At 70.4% G+C, this 22,329-nt stretch carries 22 protein-coding genes; 9 read left to right on the forward strand and 13 right to left on the reverse strand.

The features are described 5' to 3' along the window. Nucleotide 1: 1 nt before the first annotated feature. Genes LDL49_RS13315 through LDL49_RS13325 form a run of 3 tightly spaced genes read right to left on the reverse strand, consistent with a single transcriptional unit; the run spans nucleotide 2 to nucleotide 2,007 of the window. A complete protein-coding gene (locus LDL49_RS13315) occupies nucleotides 2-766 on the reverse strand; it encodes an SCO1664 family protein (protein WP_225291316.1) in 765 nt (254 codons plus the stop codon). Continuing rightward, the gene (locus LDL49_RS13320; RefSeq protein WP_225291317.1) at nucleotides 763-1,311 is read right to left on the reverse strand and encodes a DUF3090 domain-containing protein; all 549 of its coding nucleotides are present in this window, start codon (nucleotides 1,309-1,311) and stop codon (nucleotides 763-765) included. The genes LDL49_RS13315 and LDL49_RS13320 overlap by 4 nt, the downstream gene beginning before the upstream one ends. 9 nt (nucleotides 1,312-1,320) lie before the next feature. Continuing rightward, nucleotides 1,321-2,007, reverse strand: coding sequence for an MSMEG_4193 family putative phosphomutase (locus LDL49_RS13325; protein ID WP_225291318.1), 687 nt, complete (start codon nucleotides 2,005-2,007; stop codon nucleotides 1,321-1,323). A gap of 64 nt (nucleotides 2,008-2,071) precedes the next feature. On the opposite strand from LDL49_RS13325, the gene LDL49_RS13330 reads away from it, so the two are divergent. The 3 genes from LDL49_RS13330 to LDL49_RS13340 all read left to right on the forward strand — a co-directional run bounded on the left by LDL49_RS13330 (nucleotide 2,072) and on the right by LDL49_RS13340 (nucleotide 5,622). Continuing rightward, on the forward strand, nucleotides 2,072-3,019 hold the full coding sequence (locus LDL49_RS13330; protein ID WP_225291319.1) for an aldo/keto reductase: 948 nt from the start codon (nucleotides 2,072-2,074) through the stop codon (nucleotides 3,017-3,019). A gap of 127 nt (nucleotides 3,020-3,146) precedes the next feature. Beyond that, nucleotides 3,147-3,998: a hypothetical protein gene (locus tag LDL49_RS13335; protein ID WP_225291320.1), complete on the forward strand. Its 852-nt coding sequence runs from the start codon at nucleotides 3,147-3,149 to the stop codon at nucleotides 3,996-3,998. A gap of 448 nt (nucleotides 3,999-4,446) precedes the next feature. Continuing rightward, on the forward strand, nucleotides 4,447-5,622 hold the full coding sequence (locus tag LDL49_RS13340) for a pyridoxal phosphate-dependent aminotransferase (RefSeq protein ID WP_225291321.1): 1,176 nt from the start codon (nucleotides 4,447-4,449) through the stop codon (nucleotides 5,620-5,622). A 36-nt stretch (nucleotides 5,623-5,658) separates the two neighbouring features. Here LDL49_RS13340 and LDL49_RS13345 read toward each other — a convergent pair whose 3' ends face one another. The 3 genes from LDL49_RS13345 to fabG form a co-directional block, all read right to left on the reverse strand. After that, entirely contained in the window at nucleotides 5,659-7,659 is a 2,001-nt protein-coding gene (locus LDL49_RS13345; RefSeq protein WP_225291322.1) for a P-loop NTPase, read from the reverse strand. Between the two features lie 109 nt (nucleotides 7,660-7,768). Beyond that, a complete protein-coding gene (gene fabI / locus LDL49_RS13350; RefSeq protein WP_225291323.1) occupies nucleotides 7,769-8,533 on the reverse strand; it encodes an enoyl-ACP reductase FabI in 765 nt (254 codons plus the stop codon). A 1-nt stretch (nucleotide 8,534) separates the two neighbouring features. Then, the gene (gene fabG, locus LDL49_RS13355; RefSeq protein WP_225291324.1) at nucleotides 8,535-9,230 is read right to left on the reverse strand and encodes a 3-oxoacyl-ACP reductase FabG; all 696 of its coding nucleotides are present in this window, start codon (nucleotides 9,228-9,230) and stop codon (nucleotides 8,535-8,537) included. Between the two features lie 77 nt (nucleotides 9,231-9,307). Between fabG and LDL49_RS13360 the strand changes: the two genes are divergently transcribed. Both LDL49_RS13360 and LDL49_RS13365 read left to right on the forward strand, forming a co-directional pair. Beyond that, nucleotides 9,308-10,801, forward strand: a complete 1,494-nt coding sequence (locus LDL49_RS13360; protein WP_225291325.1) for a TldD/PmbA family protein — start codon at nucleotides 9,308-9,310, stop codon at nucleotides 10,799-10,801. A 59-nt stretch (nucleotides 10,802-10,860) separates the two neighbouring features. Beyond that, a complete protein-coding gene (locus LDL49_RS13365) occupies nucleotides 10,861-12,216 on the forward strand; it encodes a metallopeptidase TldD-related protein (RefSeq protein ID WP_225291445.1) in 1,356 nt (451 codons plus the stop codon). Between the two features lie 90 nt (nucleotides 12,217-12,306). Here the strand turns inward: LDL49_RS13365 and LDL49_RS13370 are convergent, their stop codons facing one another. Next, nucleotides 12,307-12,519, reverse strand: a complete 213-nt coding sequence (locus LDL49_RS13370; protein WP_225291326.1) for a dodecin — start codon at nucleotides 12,517-12,519, stop codon at nucleotides 12,307-12,309. A 144-nt stretch (nucleotides 12,520-12,663) separates the two neighbouring features. Here LDL49_RS13370 and LDL49_RS13375 point away from each other — a divergent pair, with 144 nt between their 5' ends. Further along, nucleotides 12,664-12,978, forward strand: a complete 315-nt coding sequence (locus LDL49_RS13375) for a DUF3099 domain-containing protein (RefSeq protein WP_225291327.1) — start codon at nucleotides 12,664-12,666, stop codon at nucleotides 12,976-12,978. A 314-nt stretch (nucleotides 12,979-13,292) separates the two neighbouring features. On the opposite strand, the gene LDL49_RS58330 is transcribed toward LDL49_RS13375, so the two are convergent. The 3 genes from LDL49_RS58330 to LDL49_RS13390 all read right to left on the reverse strand — a co-directional run bounded on the left by LDL49_RS58330 (nucleotide 13,293) and on the right by LDL49_RS13390 (nucleotide 16,099). Further along, the gene (locus LDL49_RS58330; RefSeq protein WP_308016115.1) at nucleotides 13,293-14,141 is read right to left on the reverse strand and encodes a DUF6457 domain-containing protein; all 849 of its coding nucleotides are present in this window, start codon (nucleotides 14,139-14,141) and stop codon (nucleotides 13,293-13,295) included. 92 nt (nucleotides 14,142-14,233) lie between these two features. After that, nucleotides 14,234-15,223, reverse strand: coding sequence for a GTP 3',8-cyclase MoaA (gene moaA, locus LDL49_RS13385; RefSeq protein ID WP_225291328.1), 990 nt, complete (start codon nucleotides 15,221-15,223; stop codon nucleotides 14,234-14,236). A gap of 108 nt (nucleotides 15,224-15,331) precedes the next feature. Beyond that, nucleotides 15,332-16,099 (reverse strand): phosphotransferase, encoded by a 768-nt coding sequence (locus tag LDL49_RS13390; RefSeq protein ID WP_225291329.1) that lies wholly within the window; start codon nucleotides 16,097-16,099, stop codon nucleotides 15,332-15,334. Between the two features lie 140 nt (nucleotides 16,100-16,239). Here LDL49_RS13390 and LDL49_RS13395 point away from each other — a divergent pair, with 140 nt between their 5' ends. Next, entirely contained in the window at nucleotides 16,240-16,497 is a 258-nt protein-coding gene (locus tag LDL49_RS13395) for an Atu4866 domain-containing protein (RefSeq protein WP_225291330.1), read from the forward strand. A 58-nt stretch (nucleotides 16,498-16,555) separates the two neighbouring features. Here LDL49_RS13395 and LDL49_RS13400 read toward each other — a convergent pair whose 3' ends face one another. From LDL49_RS13400 to LDL49_RS13410, 3 genes are all read right to left on the reverse strand, one after another. Then, complete coding sequence (locus LDL49_RS13400) at nucleotides 16,556-17,035, reverse strand: hypothetical protein (RefSeq protein WP_225291331.1); 480 nt, start codon at nucleotides 17,033-17,035, stop codon at nucleotides 16,556-16,558. 147 nt (nucleotides 17,036-17,182) lie between these two features. Beyond that, nucleotides 17,183-18,184, reverse strand: a complete 1,002-nt coding sequence (locus LDL49_RS13405) for a hypothetical protein (RefSeq protein ID WP_225291332.1) — start codon at nucleotides 18,182-18,184, stop codon at nucleotides 17,183-17,185. Nucleotides 18,185-18,250: 66 nt separating this feature from the next. Further along, entirely contained in the window at nucleotides 18,251-20,086 is a 1,836-nt protein-coding gene (locus tag LDL49_RS13410; protein WP_225291333.1) for an AMP-dependent synthetase/ligase, read from the reverse strand. 128 nt (nucleotides 20,087-20,214) lie between these two features. On the opposite strand from LDL49_RS13410, the gene LDL49_RS13415 reads away from it, so the two are divergent. Together LDL49_RS13415 and LDL49_RS13420 are read left to right on the forward strand one after the other, a co-directional pair. After that, complete coding sequence (locus LDL49_RS13415; protein WP_225291334.1) at nucleotides 20,215-21,693, forward strand: peptide MFS transporter; 1,479 nt, start codon at nucleotides 20,215-20,217, stop codon at nucleotides 21,691-21,693. Between the two features lie 11 nt (nucleotides 21,694-21,704). Continuing rightward, the gene (locus tag LDL49_RS13420) at nucleotides 21,705-22,319 is read left to right on the forward strand and encodes a trimeric intracellular cation channel family protein (protein WP_225291335.1); all 615 of its coding nucleotides are present in this window, start codon (nucleotides 21,705-21,707) and stop codon (nucleotides 22,317-22,319) included. Nucleotides 22,320-22,329: the final 10 nt, after the last annotated feature.

Raw genomic sequence — 22,329 nt, forward strand, 5'->3', positions numbered from 1 at the left:
TCTACATGGGCGGCCACGGGATGGCCGGCCAGTCGCGGGAGGGGTAGGGGTGCAGGCCGGTCTCCAGCAGCCGCCTGATCCGGGTCCAGGTCGCCTCGACCTCGGCGAGCGTGAGCAGCTCGCGCAGCCTGCGGCCGAGCTGGCCCGACTCGATGTCGCGCTCCAGCTTGGTGAGCGTGGCCACGGCGTCGCGGGCCAGCGGCTTGCCCCGCCACTGCCAGAGCACGGTGCGCAGTTTGTCCTCGGCGGAGAAGCAGACGCCGTGGTCGACCCCGTAGACATGGCCCGTGGGCAGCGGCAGCAGGTGGCCGCCCTTGCGGTCGGCGTTGTTGACCACCGCGTCGAACACCGCCATCCGGCGCACCACCGGGTTGCGGCTGCGTACGAGGCGCATGAGGTCGACCTCACGCTCGGTGTCGATCCAGAGCTGGCACATGCCTGGACCGAACGGGCCCTCCCGGAGGACGGTCGGCGGCACGATCTGCCAGCCGGTCGCCTGGGAGACCTCGAACGCCGCGACCTCGCGGGCGGCCAGCGTGCCGTCGGGAAAGTCCCAGAGCGGGCGCTCGCCGCGTACGGGCTTGTACACGCAGGCGGCGGTGCGCTCGCCGAGCGTGATCGAGCAGTAGAGCGTCATGTTGGTCGCCTCGACGAGGCGGCCCGCGACTTCCAGGCGGCCGTCGCGGAGCAGCTTGAGCGCCCCCTCGTCCTCCATGGGCGACGGGTGCGACGGCCTGGTAGCCGGTTCGCTCTCCGGAGCGCTCATGATGTCGCCTCACCCCCGCGATAGCCGTTGAGACGGACGCAGACGTGTCCCTCGGGGTCGAGTGGCTGCCCGCAAAGGGGACAGGCCGGTCGGCCCGCAGCGACGAGCTGGAGCGCCCGCTGGGTGAACGCACGGGCGGCCCCGGCGCTGATCCGCACCCGCAGCATGGCGGGCTCGGGTGCTTCGACGGCTTCCTCGTCGATGATCTCCTGCGCTTCGATCACCACCTGTGAAGTATCGGGATCCCAGGCCAGTGCCATGGTGCCGACCCTGAAGTCCTCCGTGACAGGCACCTCTAGGGGCTTGTCGTCCGTCAGGTCGGCGGGCGCCATGGCGGGCACGTGCGCGGTGCCCCCACTGCGGCGCAGCACCTCGTCGAGCAGCTCGTCCAGCCTGCCCGCGAGCGCCGCCACCTGCAGCTTCTCCAGCGCTACCGTGGTCAGTCTGCCCTCGGCTCTGGCCTGCAGAAAGAAGGCTCGCGCGCCCGGTTGCCCCAAGGCACCGGCCACGAACCTCTCTGGTGGGTCGTAGTCGAAGACCGGCATAGCCTGACCTTACGTGGTTCCGGGTCCACCGCCGACGGCGGCATCGCTCCCGGAGAGTTTTTCTCCCCCGTCTTTCTCCTCCGAATCCTCGGGAAGCTGCAATTCCCCCATATCGTTAAGCCTGAGAACAAAGGGGCGCAAGGGGGCATAGCGAATGACGGTGAGAGCTCCGGGATCTGCAGTTATCCGCTGAAAGTGATCCAGGTGGAGGCCCAGGGCGTCGGCGACGATGGCCTTGATCACGTCTCCGTGGCTGCACGCCAGGTAGACTCCTTTCTCCCCCAGGAGTTGATTCCACTCCCGTACGGCGGCCACGGCCCGGTGTTGCATTTCCGTCAAGGCCTCCCCTTCCGGAAATGTCGCCGCGCTGGGGTGCGCCTGCACCACCTGCCACAACGGCTCCTTCGCCAGCTCCTTGAGCGGCCGCCCGGTCCATGCTCCGTAACCGCACTCCACGAACCGATCGTCGGTCTGCACGGTCATGCCGCGCCCCTCGGCGACGGCCTGGGCCGTCTCCTGGCAGCGTTCGAGCGGGCTGGAGACGATGGCGTCGAGCCGGACGCCCGCGATGCGCCCGGCCAGCGCCGCGGCCTGCGCCCGGCCCGCCTCGCTCAGATGCACTCCGGGAGTGCGGCCGGCCAGCACCGGCCCGGTGAGTGCGGTGAGCCCGTGGCGGGCGAGAAGGAGGGTGGTCACCGACCAAGTGTCGCAGGCGTGGATCACGGCGTTTGACGCGGCCGGGCGGTAACCTGGCGGGATCATGGAGCAGCGCTATGTCGGCCGGAGCGGCCTGTCGGTGTCCCGCCTGGGGCTCGGCACGATGACCTGGGGGCGTGACACCAGCGCCGACGACGCGGCGGCGCAGCTGCGCACCTTCATGAGCGCGGGCGGCACCCTGGTCGACACGGCCGACGTCTACACGGGCGGCGACGCCGAGCGCCTGCTCGGCCGGTTGCTGCGCGACTCGGTGCCGCGCTCCGAGCTGGTGATCTCGACCAAGGCGGTGGTGACGCCGTCGGGCCGCCGGCCGCGCGACGCCTCCAGGCGCCATCTGATCGCCGCGGTCGACGACTCGCTCAACCGCCTGGGCCTCGACTACATCGACCTCTGGCAGCTGCACACCTACGACGCCGAGGTGCCGCTGGAGGAGACGATGGCGGCGCTCGACGCGATCGTCTCCTCGGGCCGGGCCGTCTACGCGGGCGTCTGCGACTACGCCGGCTGGCAGCTGGCGGCCGCCGCGGTCATGCAGCGGGCGATCCCGGGCCGCATCCCGATCACCTCCGCCCAGGCCGAATACTCCCTGCTGGCCCGCGAGCCGGAGCGCGAGCTGCTGCCGGCCGCCGAGCACGTGGGCGCGGGCGTGCTGGCCTGGTCGCCGCTCGGCAGGGGGGTTCTGACGGGGAAGTACCGTACGGGCATCCCGGCCGATTCGCGGGCCGCTACGCCGCATTTCGCCGATTTTGTCCGCCCTTATCTCGACGAACGGAGCCGTCGTGTGGTCGAATCCGTGATGACCGCCGCCGACGGGCTCGGGGTCTCGCCGTTGGCCGTGGCGCTCTCGTGGGTGCGCGACCAGCCGGGTGTGGCCTCCGCCATCGTCGGCGCCCGCACGCACGCCCAGCTCGCCGGCGCACTGACCGCCGAGGACGTGGTGTTGCCCCGAGAGATACGTGAGGCCCTGGATGACGTGTCGTCGCTCGACTGAGGGCGAACGAGAGTCATGCTCGCGTGTCACGCGTCGATACCGAATCGCAACTTTAGCCGGAAAACGCCTGCGTCACACCGCCGATGTCCATAAAGATTTCCCCCGTAAGCGACGCAGGAGGGGACGGATGGGCAGCAGGACCGCGATCTCGGCTGGAGCTCTCGCGCTGGCGCTGGCCGCGATCCCGGTGGTCTCCTCCCCCGCGCTGGCCGAGGCGGCCGACTGCAAGCGCGGCGACGGGCTGCTCTCCGGGGTGACCAACGGCCTGTGCGACGTCGTGGAGGCGGTCACCGGCACGGTCGACACCCTCACGGGCGACACGCTCAAACCCGTGACGAAGAAGGTCGGCGGCACCGCCGACGATCTCCTCGGTACGGTGGGCGACGCGGTCCCGACGGCGAACCCCACCAGGTCGGGGCAGCCCCAGCCGACTCCTTCGGACCAGGACCTGCTGCCCAACACCCTCAGCGAGGTCTGCCTCCCGGTGCTGGCCTGCGAGCATCAGGACGCCCAGCCGCGCAACAAGGACCCCGAGCACGTCCTGGAGACCCCGAGCCCCCAGGACTCCGCCAAGCCCACTCCCACGGCGAAGCCGAACAAGCGGGAGAAGAAGGACTCGACGACGGCCACCCTCCCGACGGAGGGCCCGACGCCGCCCGAGACCGAGCCCGACGGGCTGGACACGACCGCGCACCCGATCAAGATCCAGACCGCCGACACGGACGTGCCCCGTATCGACCTCCTGTGGCCCAACCCCTTCGCCCAGGACCTCACGGCTCCCCTCCGCGACCAGCCGATCATCCGCCCGTCGAAACCCACCTCGGACGTCCTGGGCACCTCCTTGACGATCGCCCTGCTGGCCTCGGCGATCCTGGCGACCCGCATCGTGCAGCAGCGGCGCCAGCGCACGGAGCAGCCGGACTCGATCCCCTTCGAACCGGCCCGAGCGAACAACGGCCGCCGCCACCGCCTGGCTTAGCGCCCTGCTCGACAGGCCCGGCGCGTCCGCGCGTACAGCTCGGGCGGGTCCTCGGCCGGCTTGGGCGGATCCTCAGCGCAGGCAGATCAGCGTCTGCCGGCCGGTCGCGATGAGCTTGGCGCTGGTGGCCCCCACATGGGTGTAGCCGTGTTGTTGGGTGATCTCCGGCCTGCTGGGGAGCACGATCCGAACGTGTCCCGGGCTGATCCGCGACAGTCGGGCACCGAGGTGGCGCATCGTCCCTGGAGCTCGAAGCCGGCCCGGATGCGAGCCTCGACCTCGGGGGCCGCCAGATGCCCGACCAGCAGGCCGCCCACCGCCGGGAGCACCGTGCGATGCCGCGCCGCCGGATAGGAACACCTTCTCGCAAACTACGCATAAGCTTCCATTTCATGACTTTCGTGGGAAGAAGGGGCGAAACCGCGTGACCGGCGCTGTAGATCGTGGCGTGAGAATCTCGCGGCGCGCGCAGGCTGTCGCGCCGTTCTTCGCGATGGAGTTCGGCAAGCACGCCGCGGCGCTGGAGTCCCAGGGGCATCACGTCATCAAGCTCAGCATCGGCGAACCGGACTTCGGCGCGCCCCCGGCCGTACTCGACGCGATGCGCGCGGCCATGGACGGCAGGCCGATGCCCTACACGGCGGCACTCGGGCTGCCCGAGCTGAGGCAGGCGATCGCCCGGTTCTACCGGAGCGAGCACGACATCGAGGTCGCCCCTTCCCGGGTCGTCGTGACCGCGGGAGCCTCGGCCGCCTTGGTGCTGGCCACCGCGGCACTCGTCGACACGGGCGACGAGGTGCTGATCGCGGACCCGTCGTACCCCTGCAACCGGCAGATCGCCGAGAGCTTCGGCGCCCGTGTCACGCTCGTCCCCGCCACCGCCGAGACCCGCTTCCAACTGGACGCGGCATCGGTGAAGTCGAGCTGGACGGACCGGACTCGAGGGATCATGATCGCCACCCCGTCGAACCCGACGGGCACCTCGGTTCCGGCCGGCGAACTGGCGGCGATCTGCGAACTCGCCCGCGAGCGTGACGCGTGGCGCCTGGTCGACGAGATCTACCTCAACCTGAGCGACCACGACGACCGGGGCCGGCCACCGCGGAGCGTGCTGTCGTTCGATCCCGGCGCCATCGTCATCAACAGCTTCTCGAAGTACTTCGGCATGACCGGCTGGCGGCTCGGCTGGTGCGTCGTCCCGGAGATCCTCGTGCCGGCGATGGAACGCCTGGCCCAGAACTACTTCCTCTGCGCGTCCGCGCCCGCCCAGCACGCCGCTCTGGCCTGCTTCACCCCCGAGTCCCTGGCGGTCTGTGAGGCACGCCGCGTCGAGTTCGCCGAGCGGCGCGCGCTCGTCCTCGACGGGCTGGCGCGGATCGGGCTGCCGGTTCCCGTCCCGCCCGACGGCGCGTTCTACGTGTACTTCGACGTCGGCCGCACCGGGCTCACCTCCTGGCAGTTCTGCGAGCGCGCGCTGCGGGAGGCACACGTCGCCCTCACTCCGGGCAGAGACTTCGGCGTCCACACCGCGGAGACACACGTCCGGCTCTCGTACGCGGCGCCGACGGACGATCTTCGCGAGGGGCTCGCCCGGCTCGGGAAGTTCGTGGCCACCCTTCGATGAGCTGCCCGGCTGGCGAGCAACACCCCGATTGACGCATCACAGGTCGAAAGTGATGTCGTCTTGTTGGGGCCGTAGCCGCCGTAGGGTGGCGCGGTTGTCGATGTAGGCCTGGTGGAACAGTTCTGGGTCGTGGGCGGCGAGTTCCCGGTACAGGTCGACCGCTTCCTGTACCACCCGCAGCTGCTCGCGATGCTCACCCGCCCCGTTCAGCGCGACCAACAGGTTGCCCAAGGCCTCGGCGAGGTCGAATCGGCGGGCGGGAGTACCGTCCGCCAGCCCGCGCCGCAGGCCGACCGCTTCCCGCGTCACCAAAACCTGCTCGCGGTGCTCACCCACCCGCTCAAGCGCGGCCGCGAGGTCGGTCAGGGCGTCGGCGAGCTCAAGTGGGGTGCCGGTGGCGCGGGCGCCCTGCAACCGGCGGCGGGTCAGCGTGAGGGCGCAGCGGGGCAAGGCGTACGCGGGGGTGAGCCGCAGGAGCCGGGTGGTGGTGTCGGGGTCGAGGTCGGCGGCGGCGAGAGCGGTGGCGGTGGTGTGGTCCAGCTCGCCCCGGTTCGTGGCGGTGGTGAGGGCGGCGTAGATGGCGTGGCGGGCCAGCCGTACCGGGTCACCGCCCAGCAGCTGCTCGAACAGCAGCCGGGCGGGTGGGTGATGTTCGCCGGCGCGGGCCAGCAGGGTCAGGATCCGGGCGGCCTGCTCCTCGGTCGGGTCGTTCAGCAGGTGGCGGGCGAAATGGCGGTCGCCCTCCGTACGGGTCAGGCTGGTGGTGATGAACCAGTCGGCCAGCAGGTTCGGGCCGATCCGCACTCCCGCCCCCGCGGCGGGCGGGTAGAGGGAGTGAGCCCAGCGGACCAGGTTGGTGACCCGTTCGGTGGGGGCGTCGGCCAATTCCGGGACGCGCCTCAGCGCTCCGATGGCCTCCGGCTCGTCGGCGGGGGCGAACAGGGCCAGGGCGGCGATGATCCGGGCCAGCAGCACGTCGGTGACCGGCCCGACCGCCCACCGGTCCAGTGCGGCGGTGCCGCGCCACCAGCGCGCCTCGTGCTCGAACAGTACGCCGGCGACCTCGTCCAGGGGCGCGGGTGAGCCGGTCGGCGCGGCTCGGCGTAACACCGTCACCATCGCCTGGGTCAGCACCTCCGCCATGGTCTGGCCCTCCCGGACCGGCGCGATCGTGTCCGAGACCGGGGGCGCCGGCGTCGCCCGCGCGGAGGCGAACGCGCCTACGGCCTCGCCGTACCAGCGGATCAGGTCAGAGGTCTCCCCGAACGGGGGCAGTGACATCACCGGGGCGTTCTTCACCAGCAGGGCGTGCTGTTCGGGGAGGTGGGCTTGTAGTGCCTGGCCGAGTTCGACGCCGTGCCGGGTGATCAGCACCACCCGCAGCCGGGCCCGCCCCTGATAGTGCGACAGTGCGCCCAGCAGGCTCGCCAGGTCGGTCCGGGTGTCGGCGTTGTCGACCAGGACCAGCACCCGCGCATCGGCCACCGCCGCGGCCGCGTCGACCAGGCCGGCGGCCTTGCCCTCGCGCAGCCAGCCGGCCACCCACCCGTCCGCGACGACCTCCTGGGCGGCCCGTAACGCCAGCCGGGTCTTGCCGCACCCGCCCGGCCCGTCCACCACCAGCAGCCCCGGCACCGCCTCCTCATGGCACCAGGCCCGCAACCGGTCCCGCTCGCCGCGCCGTCCCCAGAACGGGGTGGGGCACGACTGCGGCAGCAGCAACTCGAACACGCTGCCCTCTTCACCGGCAGGGCTTTGCGGGTGGTGGATCAGCGGGTCCAGAGCCGAGTGCAGCGCCTCGATGGCCGCAGCGGCGTTCTCGGCTCGGGTCAACGCCACACCGAAGTACGATCCGCTGGCGCCGGACAACGCGGCCACTACGGTCGCGATCAGCGCCCGGCCCCACCAAGGCCACTCCCCCGGCACCACCACGGACGGTACCCCGGCACCGATACTGGCCACCACGACCAGCACCAACGGGTTCTTCAGCCTGCTGAGCGTCTTCAGCCTTGCCGGGTTCTTGAGACCACGCCCCATCACACCAGCATCCGCGCTCGCCTGCCCTCCATGCCAGGGTCTCACCACGACAAGGAGGGCGACGCCGGTGCGGCGCCGCCCAACGTACTAGCCTGTCAGGCCGTTCAGGTCACGCGCCGATCGCGTGGGCGCCGCCGTCCACGTGGACGATCTCGCCGGTGGTGGCCGGGAACCAGTCGGACATCAACGCGACGCACGCCTTGGCGGCGGGGATCGTGTCGGACAGGTCCCAGCCCAGCGGGGCGCGCTCCGGCCAGCTGTCCTCGAACTCCTTGAAGCCCGGGATCGACTTGGCCGCCATCGTGCGCAGCGGCCCGGCGGCGACGAGGTTGACGCGGATGTTCTGCTTGGCCAGGTCGCGGGCGAGATAGCGGTTGCACGACTCCAGGCCCGCCTTGGCCACGCCCATCCAGTCGTAGACCGGCCACGCCTTGCTCGCGTCGAAGTCGAGGCCGACGACCGCGCCGCCCTCCTTCATCAGCGGCAGGCAGGCCACGGCCAGCGACTTGTAGGAGTAGGTCGAGATGTGCATGGCCGTGGCGACGTCCTCCCAGGTGGTGTTGAGGAAGTTGCCGCCGAGGGCGCTCTGCGGGGCGAAGGCGATGGAGTGGACGACGCCGTCGAGGCCGTCGACGTGCTCGCCGATCCGGTCGGCCAGCGTGTCGAGGTGCTCGTTGTTCTGGACGTCGAGCTCGATCACCGGCGGCGTCTCGGGCAGCCGCTTGGCGATGCGCTCGACCAGGCTCATCCGGCCGAACCCGGTGAGCACCACGGTGGCGCCCTCCTCCTGGGCCAGCTTGGCCACCGAGAAGGCGATCGACGCGTCGGTGAGCACGCCGCTCACCAGGATCCGCTTGCCTTGGAGAATTCCCACGTCAGTGCCCCATTCCGAGTCCGCCGTCGACCGGGATCACGGCCCCGGTGATGTAAGAGGCGTCGTCGCTGGCCAGGAAGCGGACGACGCGTGCGACCTCGCTCGGCGACGCCTGGCGCCCGAGCGGGATGTTCTTGGTGATGGCCTCGACGTCGAGGTCGGCCGTCATGTCGGTGGCGACGAAGCCGGGCGCGACCACGTTGACGGTGATGCCGCGCGAGCCGTACTCGCGCGCCATGGACCGGCCGAAGCCGATGAGGCCCGCCTTGGAGGCGGCGTAGTTGGTCTGGCCGGCCGAGCCGGACAGGCCGACGACGGAGGAGACGAGGATGACGCGGCCGCGCTTGAGCTTCATCATGGGCCTGATGGCCCGCTTGGCCACGCGGTAGGCGCCGGTCAGGTTGGCGTCGATGACGTCGGTGAAGGTCTCCTCCTTCATCATCGCCAGCAGCGTGTCCTTGGTGACGCCGGCGTTGGCGACCAGCACCTCGACCGGGCCCTGCTCGGCCTCGACCTTGTCGAAGGCGGCTTCCACGTCGGACATGCTGGTCACGTCGCACTTGACGCCGAACAGCCCCTCCGGCGGCTCCCCCGATCGATAGGTGACCGCGACGGCGTCGCCGGTCGCGGCTAGTTCACGGGCGATCGCGAGGCCGATGCCGCGATTGCCTCCGGTGACGAGTACAGAGCGTGCCATGACACCTGACGCTATCTCCTACCGGCGGGTATCCCCTTGTCCGGGGGATACAAGATCGCAGGGTTAGGATCGTGGACATGCGCCAGATCGATTCCGATTTCCTGGAGCTGCCGATGCGGCAGCTGGCGGACGCCGCCCTGCAACGCGCTCGTGACCTGGGCGCCGAGCATGCCGACTTCCGGTTGGAACGCGTGAGAGCCGAGTCGCTCAGCCTCTACGACGCCCGGCTCGAAGGAGCCATGGACGCCGACGACCTCGGCTACGCGGTCCGCGTCGTCAAGGGCGGCACCTGGGGCTTCGCCGCGGGCATCCATCTCACGCCCGAGGCGGCCGCGAAGGTGGCCGAGCAGGCGATCCGGGTGGCCGAGGTGAGCGCCCCCATCAACCGGGAGCCCATCGAGCTGGCCCCCGAGCCGGTCCACTCCGAGGTGGTGTGGGTCTCCGCCTACGACGTCGACCCGTTCGAGGTGCCGTCGGCGGAGAAGGTGGCGCTGCTGGCCGACTGGTCGGGCGGGCTGCTCAAGGGCGCCGACCACGTCTCGGCCCGGCTGCTCCAGGTCAAGGAGCAGAAGTTCTACGCCGACACGGCGGGCACGGTCACCACCCAGCAGCGGGTGCGGGTGCATCCCAAGCTCAACGCGATGAAGGCGGCCAACGGCGGGTTCGACGACATGTCGACGATCGCGCCTCCGGTCGGCCGCGGCTACGAATACCTGACGGGCACGGGCTGGGACTGGGCCGACGAGCTGGCCCAGCTGCCCGGCCTGCTGGCGGAGAAGCTGGCGGCGCCCTCGGTGGAGGCGGGCGACCACGACCTGGTGATCGACCCGTCCAACCTGTGGCTGACCATCCACGAGTCGATCGGGCACGCCACCGAGCTCGACCGGGCGCTCGGCTACGAGGCCGCCTACGCGGGCACCAGCTTCGCCACGTTCGACCAGCTCAACGAGCTCGTCTACGGCTCCCCGGTGATGAACGTGACCGGCGACAGGACCGTCACGCACGGCCTGGCCACGATCGGCTTCGACGACGAGGGCGTGCAGGGGCAGAGCTTCGACATCGTCAGGGACGGCATCCTGGTCGGCTACCAGCTCGACCGGCGGATGGCGCTGATGAAGGGGTTCGGGCAGTCCAACGGGTGCGCGTTCGCCGACTCGCCGGGGCACATGCCGATCCAGCGGATGGCCAACGTCTCGCTGGCCGCCGCGCCAGACGGACCGTCGACCGAGGAGCTCATCTCGCGGGTCGAGCGGGGCCTCTACATCGTCGGCGACAAGAGCTGGTCGATCGACATGCAGCGCTACAACTTCCAGTTCACCGGGCAGCGGGCCTACCGGATCTCGCACGGCCGGCTGGCCGGGCAGGTGCGCGACTTCGCCTACCAGGCGACCACGACGGACTTCTGGCAGTCGATGGAGGCCGTCGGCGGGCCGCAGACGTACGTGCTGGGCGGCGCCTTCAACTGCGGCAAGGGGCAGCCGGGCCAGGTCGCGCCGGTCAGCCACGGCTGCCCGTCCGGCCTGTTCAGGGGCGTACGGATCCTCAACACCGTGCAGGAGGGTGGAAAGTGAGCGAGCACCGATCCGCGGCGGGCCATACCGGCCTGCCCGTCCAGATCTCTCCGCAGGACATGGTGGAGAAGGCTCTGGAGCTGTCCACCACCGACGGCTGCGTCGTGCTCGTGGACGAGGGTTCCACGGCCAACCTGCGGTTCGCGGGCAACACGCTCACCACCAACGGCGTGGCCCGCTCCGCCCGGCTGACCGTGATCTCGATCGCGGGCCAGGGCGTGGGCGTGGTCTCCCGCGCCGCCGTACGACCGGATCAGCTCGCCGACGTGGTGGCCGCGGCCGACCGGGCGGCGCGCGAGGCGCAGCCGGCCGAGGACGCGCGGCCGCTGGTCGAGGGCCTGCCGGCGAGCGCCTCGTGGGCCGAGCCGGTGACCCCGACCGACATCGGGGTGTTCGAACGGTTCGCGCCCGCGCTCGGCGACGCGTTCGCCGCCGCGGAGGCGGGCGGCAGGAGACTGTACGGCTTCGCGGAGCACTCGCTGACCTCGACGTTCCTCGGCACCTCCAGCGGGCTGCGGCTGCGCCACGACCAGCCGTCCGGCCGGCTGGAGCTCAACGCCAAGTCGGCCGACCTGAAGCGCTCGGCCTGGACGGGCGTGGGCACGCGCGACTTCGCCGACGTGGACGTGGCGGCGCTCGACGCGTCGCTGGCGCAGCGGCTCGAGTGGGCCAAGACCCGGGTGGACCTGCCCGCGGGGCGCTACGAGACCCTGCTGCCGCCGAGCGCGGTGGCCGACCTGATGGTCTACGCGTACTGGTCCGCGGGCGCCAGGGACGCGCTGGACGGCCGCTCGGTGTTCGCCAAGCCGGGTGGCGGCACCCGGGTCGGCGAGCGGCTGGCCACGCTGCCCTTGACGCTGGTCAGCGATCCGGCCGCCCCGGGCATCGAGTGCGCGCCGTTCGTGGTCGCCCACGCCTCCAGCCGCGAGAGCTCGATCTTCGACAACGGCCTGCCGCTGTCGTCGACCGATTGGGTGCGTGACGGGCAGCTCATGGCGCTGCGGCAGACGCGCCTGTCGGCCGAGCTCAGCGGGCTGCCGGTCACGCCCTCGATCGACAACCTGATCGTGCGGGCCCCCGGTGACGGGCGCTCGCTGACGGAGATGATCGCCGACACCGAGCGCGGCCTGCTGCTGACCTGCCTGTGGTACATCCGCGAGGTCGATCCGCAGACGCTGCTGGTGACCGGGCTCACCCGTGACGGGGTCTACCTGGTCGAGCACGGCGAGGTCGTGGGCGAGGTGAACAACTTCCGGTTCAACGAGAGCCCGGTCGACCTGCTGGGGCGGGTGTCGGAGGTGGGTGCCAGCGAGCAGACGCTGCCGCGCGAGTGGGGCGACTACTTCAGCCGTACCGTGATGCCCGCCATCAGGGTGCCGGACTTCAACATGTCCACGGTCAGCCAGGCGAGCTGACCCTTTCGCCGTAGCACTGAGAGCGCGTCCGGGAGTCACCCGGACGCGCTCTTTGCCGCTTCACCGGCGTTCGCGTGCTTCCCGGGGCCGTCAGGCGTCCTCGAGGCGGAAGCCCACCTTCATGCCGACCTGGAAGTGCGCCACCTCGCCCGCGTCGATGTGCCCGCGCACCTCGGTCACCTCGAACCAGTCGAGGTGCCGCAGCGTCTCCGACGCGCGCCTGATCCCGTTGCGGATGGCCTGGTCGATGCTCTCCCCCGACGTGCCGACGATCTCGGTCACCCGGTACGTACGATCCGTCATCTCCACATCCTCATTACGCGAAGGCTCATTACACGAAGGCTCCTTACGCGAAGGCTCCTTACCCGAAGGCCATGATCGCATGACCGCTCCCTCCGTCCCCGGCCACTGTCGCGGGCGGCGCACCCGAGGTCTACCGTGGATGTCATGAAGGGGTGGCGCAAGAAGCAGGACGTCCACCAGGTCACCGACGCGAAACCGTCGCTGAGCTCGGACATCCACCGGCGGGAGATCAGCTACCTCATCAAGATGGGGATCCGCACGCTGTGCCTGATCCTGGCCGTCGTCGTGCCGGTGCCCGTGCCGTACCGGCTGCTGTTCATCGCCGCGGCCGTCTTTTTGCCATACATAGCCGTAATCGGGGCCAATGAGAGGGGCAAGGATGCCCCTCCGCCTACCTTTCACACACCGGAAGCTAACCAAAGCGAGATACCAAGGCATCGACGCGAGATCGGGTCGTGACTAAGTCTTGACGCATCCCATGGGTTGTAGGTGTACGCTTTAGGCAAGCGCTCCGGTCCCCCGTCGGAGTGCTGGTGCCGGCGTTCCGGGCCCCCGTCGGAACGCCGATGAAGCGACGCCGGGTGGTTTGCCCCCGTAACCACCCGGCGTCGCCCTTTTCCTGGGGAAACTCTCTCTCGGACGATCAGTCCAATGCCCTGGAACCCCATCCGGTAGGGCCGCTTTCCCAAAATCGTTTACGCTCTCTGGCGCTCATTATTCGCAGGAAATCCGCAACTTTGAGCATGGCTTGACACCAACAGTTCGTTGGCGTGTCAACTCTCGGTCAGCGTCTCGGCCGCGGTCTCACGCCAGTCCTTGGCGAGCGCGGTAATCCGCTCGACCGCGTCCTCCGGCGCGGTGCCGGCGCCCTCGGCGAGTCCCAGCAGATAGGCGGTCAGCGGCGCGGCGGGCCTGGCGACGCCGTGCGCCACCTCCTTGGTCAGGTCCAGGATCAGGTCCCGGTCGACGCGGGCCGGGTCGATGCCCAGCTCCTTGCAGGCCAGGGCGGTCCACTCGTTCAGCACGTTCATGCGAGCCTCCTCTAGATCGTCCATTGTGTCGCAGTCGAACCACGGCCGGCCGGGCAGCGCGACGCGCGCGTGGACGAGCGGTCCGAGCAGCCCTCTCAGGGAGCGCCCGGTGTAGCCGTCCAGCGCCCGGCGCAGCGTCTCGGCAGGCCACAGGCTCAGCAACCACTGCTCCCGCCCGCCGTCGTCCACCGCCACAACCCCGCCACCGACGCCCCCAAGGCCCACGCCGCTGTCGGCCCCGGCGCCCGCCGCGCGAGCCGAGGCGCGGAGCAGCTCGGCGACGTGTCCGGTTCTGAGGTAGGGGAGATCGCCGGCGAGCAGCACCACCCGTGGCGCCGTGACCTCGCGCAGCCCGGCCCGCAACGCCGGGACCGGCCCGCCGCCGGGCGGATCCTCCCGCGCGAAGATCACCCCTGGCAGCGGGCGTTCGGGGCCGACCACGATCACCTTGCGGGCTCCGGAGGCGGCCAGGACGACGTCCTCGATCATCGCCCGCGCTCCGACACTCAGGCCGGGTTTGTCCACGCCGCCCAGCCGCCGCGCCTGTCCCCCGGCCAGGATGACCGCGTCGTACTCTCCGCCGATCGTCACGCCCCCACGGTACGCACCTCGGCCACGGCTCTCGATCGGTGGGGCAGCACCCGCACGGGCAAGCAGCTCCGTACGACGTACGACTAAGAGGGCTAGCCGCCGATCGCCGACATCGGGCGGGACGGCTGGAGGAAGGACGGGTCGTCGATGCCGTGCCCGGCGCGCTTGCGCGACACGGCGGCGATCCAGCGAGCGGCGAGCTCCTCGTCGGAGGCGCCGGCCCGCAGGGGTGTCTTCAGGTCGGACTCCTCGGTGGCGAACAGGCAGTTGCGGATCTGCCCGTCGGCGGTCAGCCGTACGCGGTCGCAGGCGCCGCAGAACGGGCGCGTCACCGACCCGATCACGCCCACCCGGGCGGGGCCGCCGTCCACCAGGAAACGCTCGGCGGGGGCGCTGCCGCGATCCTCCAGATCGTCGGCCGTCAGGTCGAACGAGGCCGACAGCATCGCGAGGATCTCGTCGGCGGTCACCATGCCCTCGCGGCTCCAGCCGTGCTGGGCGTCGAGCGGCATCTGCTCGATGAAGCGTAGTTCGTAGCCCTGTTCGAGGCAGTAGCGCAGCAGCGGCACGGCCTCGTGGTCGTTGATGTCGCGCATCAGGACCGTGTTGACCTTGACGGGGCGCAGGCCCACCTCGTGGGCGGCGCTGAGCCCGGCGATGACGTCGTCGAACCTGTCGCGGTGCGCGAGCCGCTTGAACGTGTCGCGGTCGAGGGTGTCGAGTGAGACGTTCACCCGGTCGAGGCCCGCTTCGACGAGCACCCCGGCCAGCCGGGCCAGCCCGATGCCGTTGGTCGTCAGCGACACCTGCGGCCGGGGAGCGAGCACCACGGTGCGGGCGACGATGTCGGGCAGCTCGCGGCGCAGCAGCGGCTCGCCGCCGGTGTAGCGGACCTCGGTGATCCCCAGCCGTTCGACGCCGATCGTGACCAGCCTGACGATCTCGTCGGCCGTGAGGAGCTGGGCGTTGGGCAGCCAGTCGAGCCCTTCGGGCGGCATGCAGTAGGTGCAGCGCAGGTTGCACTTGTCCGTGAGGGACACCCGTAGATCCGTCGCCACCCGTCCGAACGAGTCTCGCAACATGGCGTCACCTCCAATCCGTCGCCAGAGCCCAGCCTATGTCGGCCTTCCGGCCGCCCCCAAACTCGACATCTCACCGGAGGACAACGCGGTTCGCGATCAGGTGATTCCTCACTGGGCGTTCCGGAACTCGGTGGCGTGGCGGGTGAGGTGTTCGATGTCGGTCAGGTAGAGGTCGGCGTGCCCGGCGGCCAGGTGCGCGGCGAACGCCTCGTTCCCGGCCGCCGCCTGCCGCCGCATGTGATCCACCATCGCCCGCAGCCGTTCGGCCGCCACCTCGGGCAGCGCCGTACGCTCGGCGCCGGAAAGGCCATAGGCGTCGGCGAGCAGCCGGAGCCGCCTTGTCTGCTCGGTCACCGGCGTCACGGCCTCGCCGTTGCCGACGGCCGACAGCGGGACGAACCGGTAGGCGGCATAAGCGACGTCCCACAGGCGCGGCCCGGGATGGGCGGTGTCGAAGTCGATGAGCGCCACCGGCAGGCCGTCGCGGTAGACGCAGTTGTAGGGCGCGATGTCGCCGTGGCAGACGACCTCGGCCGGCTCGCGCGCCGGGAAGTACCACTCGGCGTCGTGGGCCGCGAAGCCGGTGGTGGCGTCGTGATAGGCCCGCATGAGCACGGCCAGCGCCTCCAGCGCGGCGTCACTCCAGGCGTAGGCGGGCACCGGGTAGTGCGCCACGTCGCCCGGCACGAAGTCGAGGATCTCCCGTCCGGCCTCGTCCAGCCCGTGCGCGCGCGGCGCCCCGTCGAACCCGGCCGCGGCGAGGTGATCCAGCAGACGGTGTACGGCCGGCGTCCAGGGACCGGTCGGCCGCCGGACGGTGTTCCCGACCCGGACGACCTCATTGACCCCGCCACCCGCCAACGGCTCTTCGATCATCCGCGGGACTCTACGCCATCACCGGTTGAGCCATGCGCCTGCCTGGGTGGCGCGCACCTAGGAACAGCGCTGCCTGTCACCGGACAGGGGCGGGCGGGAGACTGACGACGACGGGAAAGAGAACCGACGAGGGGGATCCGATGTCCGACGTGAACGTGGTGGGCATGTGGGTGACGGCCGACGGCTACATCCGGCAGGAGCTTCTGCCGGACGGGCGCTACGACGAGGCCCGCGGCGAGCGGCGCAGCGCCTACACCGGCCGCTACACCGTGACGGGCGCCCATCTGGACTATGTGGACGACACCGGGTTCACCGCGACGGGCGACATTCGCGACGGCGTCCTCTACCACGAGCACCTGGTGCTCTACCGGGACCCGAAAAGCGGTGTAAAAGGGTAAAGACCAGAAATGCCCGGCCCCCGTGACGGGGACCGGGCATTTCTCGAGCCGCGTACGGTCAGTGGCGGCGGCCGACGACCTTCACCCAGTCGGTGGCCTGTGAGCCGTCGAGCCACTCGGCGCCCTCGAAGACCGCCTTCCAGGTGCCCGAGGTGTAGGCCGGGACGCTGGTGGAGAAGTAGCCGTCACGGCTGGTCCGGACCGACCGCACGTACTCCCACCGGCCGCTGCCGTCCGCCTGGAAGAGGATCGTGATCCGCTTCCAGCCGAGGCGGTGCCACGACTCCGACTCCTTGCAGTAGTCGGCGTGGTGGACGGACACGAAGCCGCTGATGTAGTCCTCTTCGCACTGCACCGACAGCTTGCCCTCGAGGTTGAGGGGCTTGCCGCGCCAGGCGGGTTCGGGGTTGGCGTCGAACTGCAGGGCGGTGTGACCACCGTCGGGCTCGGGTTCCGCCAGCGCCGGAGTGGCGGCGGTCGCCACGACCGTGGCGCCCAGAGCAGCCGCAGCCAGTCCGGCGGCGAGACGTCGCATCATGAATGAACTTCCTTCCCCGTGTGGAGAACGCGCCCCAAGGACAGAGCACGTCAACGCCATTGACGCGTTGGGGAAAGGAAAAGTTGCGAAAGCCCCGATCACAATCTTGCAACGACAATTCACCCGTCAGGCTTTATAGGGCCGTTTTTAGGTGTTTATCCCGCTTTCTTGGATTTTCGAGACCTTTGGGGCGTAATGGTCGGTTCCCAGGTAGCGGGCTCGCCAGTAGCCGCCTGGGCGGCCCCGCACCGTCCTGCCGAAGTCGCCCGTCTCGCCGGTGGTCGCGATCGCCACCCGCTCCCACGTGTCCTCGGCCTCCGCGCGCCACAGGATCTCCACCTGCTGGTCCGCGAACGGCGCATAGTCCTCGTAACCTCGCGGGTCCACCCTGGTCAGGGAGCCGCGCAGCCGTACGGAGCCGGCTCCGCCCGCCTTCTCCGCCCGTACGGACGACAGCTTGGTCTCCCGCCTGAGCTGGAACGTCTGGTTGCGCGTCACGCTCTGCCCGTCGTCGCCCGTCGCGGTGGCGGTGATCGTCCAGGTGCCCGACGGGTAGAAGCGGGTGAGGACCTTGTCGGGCAGGAACCGCCAGGTCTGCCAGCCGTCCAGCATCCGCGTCCCGACCGGCACCGTCCGCCACGCCGGCATGAACGGCAGCGCGGGCTCCACGGTGATGGGTCGCGGCTGCGGTCGCCGGGCCGACGCCCAGATGTCCGGGCCGAACCAGGACGGCCACCCCTCCCCGGCGGGCCGCGCACCCGGGTCCGCTGCCTGGGCGGGGTCCACGACGGTCTCTCCGCCCGGAGCGGGCTTGACACCTCGAATGGGCTTGCCGCCCGGAGCGGTGACGCGCATGGCGCCCGTGGCCGGCGGTAGGGGGCCGACGGGCGATCCGCCGGTGATGGGCGTCTGGCCCGTGGCGCCGGGCGTGGCGCCGGGCTCCACCTTGATGGTCACCCCGTCCTTGCCCTTCGCCCCCTTGGCGACCACGTCGATCACCAGGCGGACGGTGTTCCCGGCTCCGACGACGGGGCTTGCGGGCCTGATGCTGATCTCACGAATGGCGAGCTCGGTCGCTGCGGAGGACGCCGGTATGGGCACCGCGAGGGCCCCCGCCGCGAGCGAGACGAGAAGAAGACTTCTGGTCATGATCGAGACGCTAGGAAGCACCCGGTAATGACCAGGACCACGACGCACGCCCCGAACGGCAAAGGATCAGCCGGCGTACAGGCCCTCGATGACGTCGGCGTACTTGGCGTGGATGACCCGCCTCTTGAGCTTCAGGCTGGGGGTCAGCTCCTCGGTCTCGGCCGTCCACTCGGTGCCGAGCAGCGCCCACCGCTTGACCTGCTGCACCCTGGCCAGCTTGGCGTTGGCCGCCACGACGGCGGCCTCCACCTCCTTGAGCACCGCGGAGTGCTCGGCCAGCTCGGCGAGCGAGCCGAACGTGATGCCGCGCGCCTGCGCCCAGCCGGGCGACACCTCGGCGTCGAGCGTCAGCACGGCCACCGGGTAGGCCCGGTTGTCGCCGTAGGCGAGGGCCTGGCCGATGAGGGGGTGTTCCTTGAGGTGGTTCTCGATCTCGGCCGGGGAGATGTTCTCGCCGCCGGCGGTGATGATCAGCTCCTTCTTGCGGTCGACGACCCGGTAGAAGCCGTCGTCGTCGACCGAGCCGATGTCGCCGGTGTGCAGCCATCCGTCCTCGTCGATCAGCTGGGCGCTGTCCTCGGGACGGTTGTGGTAGCCGCGGGTGTTGAGCGGGCTCCTGGTGAGGATCTCGCCGTCGGCGGCGATGCGGATCTCGACGCCCGGCTCCGCCCGCCCGACGGTGCCCAGGCGGTAGCAGGAGGGGCTGTTGCCGGTGAAGGCACCGGTCGTCTCCGTCATGCCGTACACGTCGATGACCTTGAGGCCGAGACCGGCGTAGAAGCGCTGCACCTCGGCGGGGAGCGGCGCGGCGCCCGTGGCGGTCCACTCGGCGCGGTCGAAGCCGATCATGCCGCGGATGATGGACAGCAGCGAGGAGTCGGCCTGCTCGTAGGCGGCGGCGATCTCGGGGGTGAGCGTGCCGCCGTACTGCCCGGCCTCGACGTAGGCGACGCCGGCGGCCATGGCCCGTCGTACGGCGTCCTGCTGCTCTTCGGTCTGGGTGGCGAGGACCGCCAGCAGGCGGGCCATCATCTTCTCCCACACGCGCGGCACGCCGAAGAACATCATCGGCTTGACCTGCCCGAGCGTGGCGCCGAGGTTGGCCAGGTCGGTGCAGAAGTACACGTGGGAGACCTTCACCAGGGGCAGGTAGAGGCTGAGCACCCGCTCGGCGATGTGCGCGTAGGTGAGGTAGGAGATCTGCGTGCCCTGGAGGGGCAGCGAGGTGATGCGGTCGGTCGACTCGACCTCGTAGAAGACGTTCGCGTGGGTGAGGGGGACGCCCTTGGGGCGGCCGGTGGTGCCCGAGGTGTACAGGACGGTGACCACGTCGTCCGCCGTCACGGCGCGCCAGCGGGCCTCGACCTCGTCCGGGCGCGCGGCCAGCGCGGAGCGGCCCAGCTCCAGGAAGTCCGGCCAGGACAGGAACCGGTCGTCGTCGGGCGCGCCCTCCAGCATGATGATCTTGCGGAGCCCCGTCAGCCGATCGAGCACCGGCTGCCAGCGGGCCAGCTCGGCGGGCCCGCCGAGCACCGCGATCCGGGCACTCACGTCGGCGGCGACGAACGCGATCTGGTCGGGCGCGAACGTCGAGTAGACGGTGCAGCCGACGCCGCCCGCGTGCACCGCGCCGAGGTCGGCGAGCACGTGCTCGCTCCTGTTGACCATCATCAGCGCGACGGATTCGCCGGGTTCGAGGCCGAGCGCGGCGTATCCGGCCGCTATCTCGAGCACCCGCTGCCGGGCCTCGCCGTAACTCAGCGTGTTCCAGCCGTCGTCGGCGGGGTCGGAGTAGGCGGGCGCGTCCGGGTAGCGCTCGGCCAGCTCGCCGAGCTGCCCGCATACGGTACGGCCGGCGATTAACCGCTCGATCTCCGCCCGGACTTCGAGGACATCTGCCATGGCACCCGCCTCCAGTCAGTACTCACTTGCTCAGCTGGCATGCATCGCACCACACCGCCGGGGTAGCGGCAAGAGCACGGCATTCTCGTCACGTAGAGTGATGTGTCGCGCACGAAGGAGGGCGGCGCATGAGCAAGGGCGAAAGGACGTTCTTCGGGCATCCGTGGGGCCTGGCGACGCTGTTCGGCACCGAGATGTGGGAGCGTTTCAGCTGGTACGGCCTGCGCGCCATCCTGGCCACCTTCATGGCGGCCTCCCCCGCCCAGCATGGCCTCGGCATGACCGAGCAGACCGCGCAGGCGGTGGTCGGCGTCTACGGCGCGCTGATCTACCTGGTGGCGCTGCCCGGCGGCTGGATCGCCGACCGGGTGCTGGGCCCGCGCAGGTCGGTCTTCCTGGGCGGCTTCATCATCATGTGCGGCCACATCAGCATGGCCCTCCCGGTGAGCGGGTCGTTCTTCGTCTGGCTCGGGCTGCTGCTGATCATCGCGGGCACCGGCCTGCTCAAGCCGAACATCTCGGTCATGGTCGGCCGGCTCTACCGCGACGAGGACGACGGGCGCAGGGACGCCGGGTTCTCGCTGTTCTACCTGGGCATCAACATCGGCGCCTTCCTCGCGCCGATCGTGGTGGGCGCGCTGGCCGCGGACGACCGCTGGCACCTGGGCTTCGGCGCGGCGGCGGTCGGCATGGCGTTCGGCCTGCTGCAGTACACGCTGGGCAGGAAGAGCCTCAGAGGCGTCGGCGACGAGCCGGGCCTGCCGCTGACGCCGCCCGAACGGGCACGGGCCGTCAAGCTGGTCTCGTTCGCGGTGGCGGTGACCGTGGTGGCCATGGCGATCTGGGTGGCGACGGGGACGTTCACGCTGTCCCGGCTCACGGTCGTGGTGACGGTCGTGGTGCTGGCGGTGCCGGTGCTCTACTTCGGCTACATCATGCTCGGCAGTCACGACCTGACCGAGGACGAGCGGTTGCGGATGAAGGCCTACATCTGGCTCTTCGTGGCGGCCGCGATCTTCTGGATGATCTTCGACCTGGCGCCGAGCAAGCTGCTGTTCTTCGCCCAGCACAACACCGTCCTGTCGCTGTTCGGCATCCCCATCCAGGCGGCGACCACGCAGTCGTTCAACTCGCTGTTCATCCTGCTCCTGGTGCCGGTGTTCGCGGCGTTGTGGACGAAGCTGGGGACCCGGGTGAGCACGCCGCAGAAGTTCGGGTTCGCGCTGTTCATGGCGGGGCTGAGCTTCGTGGTCATGGCGCTGGCCGCCAAGCTGGCCGAGACGGGCAAGATCTCGGTCTGGTGGCTGGTGCTGGTCTATCTGATCCAGGTGTTCGGCGAGCTGTCGCTGAGCCCGGTCGGTCTCTCGGTCACCAGCAAGCTGGCGCCGCGGGCGTTCAAGGGTCAGATGCTCGGCATCTGGTTCATCGCGGTGTCGGTGGGCGACGCGGTCGGCGGGCAGACCGGGCGGCTCAGCGATGTGCTGTCCGAACCCGCGTACTACCTGCTCCTGGCCATGACGGCGGTCGTGGCGGGAGTGGTGCTGCTGGTGTTCACCCGGCGGCTGCGGGTACTGATGGCGGAGCACCACACCGAGCAGCTCAGGTAGAAATCTCTCTCGTGTCGGAAATTCTCGATCTCGTAGGCATCTTCGTCTTCGCCCTGTCGGGCGCGCTGATGGGCGTACGCAAACGGCTCGACGTGGTGGGCATGGCGATGATCGCCGAGATGACCGCGCTGGGCGGCGGCGTCGTGCGCGACCTGATCCTCAACGTCCGGCCCAGCGCCTTCCAGAGCTCCGGGTACGTGCTCGTGCCGCTCGCGGCCACGGTCATCGTGTTCTTCTGGCATCCGCACGTGGCCAAGGTGATGCCCGCCATCCTGGTGCTCGACGCGGCGGGCCTCGGGCTGTTCTGCGCGGTGGGCACGGAGAAGGCGCTCGACTACGGGCTCGGCCCCCTGCACGCGGCCCTGCTCGGCGTCACCACGGCGATCGGCGGCGGCATGCTGCGCGACGTGCTGGCCGGGGAGATCCCGACGCTGCTGTACGACCGCCAGCTCTACGCGGTGCCCGCGATGCTCGGCTCGGCGGTGATGGCCGCGCTCTACACGCACGGGCTGTACGGCTGGCCCGCCACGCTGGCCGCCGCCGTGCTGGCCTTCGGCCTGCGCATCGCCGCGATGCGCTACAACTGGCGCGCCCCGCTGGCCAGGGGCGTCAAACCCCCCGAATGACCCAGGCGCG

The sequence above is a fragment of the Nonomuraea aurantiaca genome, from assembly GCF_020215705.1.
In the GTDB taxonomy this organism is placed as follows: Bacteria; Actinomycetota; Actinomycetes; order Streptosporangiales; family Streptosporangiaceae; genus Nonomuraea; species Nonomuraea aurantiaca.

Bases quoted from the DNA above. Each gene is read 5' to 3' on its own strand.
- LDL49_RS13370 (WP_225291326.1), bottom strand. From the start codon at position 12,519: ATGACGGATCGTACGTACCGGGTGACCGAGATCGTCGGCACGTCGGGG.
- LDL49_RS13320 (WP_225291317.1), bottom strand. From the start codon at position 1,311: ATGCCGGTCTTCGACTACGACCCACCAGAGAGGTTCGTGGCCGGTGCC.
- LDL49_RS13410 (WP_225291333.1), bottom strand. From the start codon at position 20,086: ATGGCAGATGTCCTCGAAGTCCGGGCGGAGATCGAGCGGTTAATCGCC.
- LDL49_RS13330 (WP_225291319.1), top strand. From the start codon at position 2,072: ATGGAGCAGCGCTATGTCGGCCGGAGCGGCCTGTCGGTGTCCCGCCTG.
- moaA (WP_225291328.1), bottom strand. From the start codon at position 15,223: ATGTTGCGAGACTCGTTCGGACGGGTGGCGACGGATCTACGGGTGTCC.
- LDL49_RS13315 (WP_225291316.1), bottom strand. From the start codon at position 766: ATGAGCGCTCCGGAGAGCGAACCGGCTACCAGGCCGTCGCACCCGTCG.
- LDL49_RS13415 (WP_225291334.1), top strand. From the start codon at position 20,215: ATGAGCAAGGGCGAAAGGACGTTCTTCGGGCATCCGTGGGGCCTGGCG.
- LDL49_RS13395 (WP_225291330.1), top strand. From the start codon at position 16,240: ATGTCCGACGTGAACGTGGTGGGCATGTGGGTGACGGCCGACGGCTAC.
- LDL49_RS13405 (WP_225291332.1), bottom strand. From the start codon at position 18,184: ATGACCAGAAGTCTTCTTCTCGTCTCGCTCGCGGCGGGGGCCCTCGCG.
- LDL49_RS13360 (WP_225291325.1), top strand. From the start codon at position 9,308: ATGCGCCAGATCGATTCCGATTTCCTGGAGCTGCCGATGCGGCAGCTG.
- LDL49_RS13400 (WP_225291331.1), bottom strand. From the start codon at position 17,035: ATGATGCGACGTCTCGCCGCCGGACTGGCTGCGGCTGCTCTGGGCGCC.
- fabG (WP_225291324.1), bottom strand. From the start codon at position 9,230: ATGGCACGCTCTGTACTCGTCACCGGAGGCAATCGCGGCATCGGCCTC.
- LDL49_RS13375 (WP_225291327.1), top strand. From the start codon at position 12,664: ATGAAGGGGTGGCGCAAGAAGCAGGACGTCCACCAGGTCACCGACGCG.
- LDL49_RS13390 (WP_225291329.1), bottom strand. From the start codon at position 16,099: ATGATCGAAGAGCCGTTGGCGGGTGGCGGGGTCAATGAGGTCGTCCGG.
- LDL49_RS13365 (WP_225291445.1), top strand. From the start codon at position 10,861: ATGGTGGAGAAGGCTCTGGAGCTGTCCACCACCGACGGCTGCGTCGTG.
- LDL49_RS13345 (WP_225291322.1), bottom strand. From the start codon at position 7,659: ATGGGGCGTGGTCTCAAGAACCCGGCAAGGCTGAAGACGCTCAGCAGG.
- LDL49_RS13335 (WP_225291320.1), top strand. From the start codon at position 3,147: ATGGGCAGCAGGACCGCGATCTCGGCTGGAGCTCTCGCGCTGGCGCTG.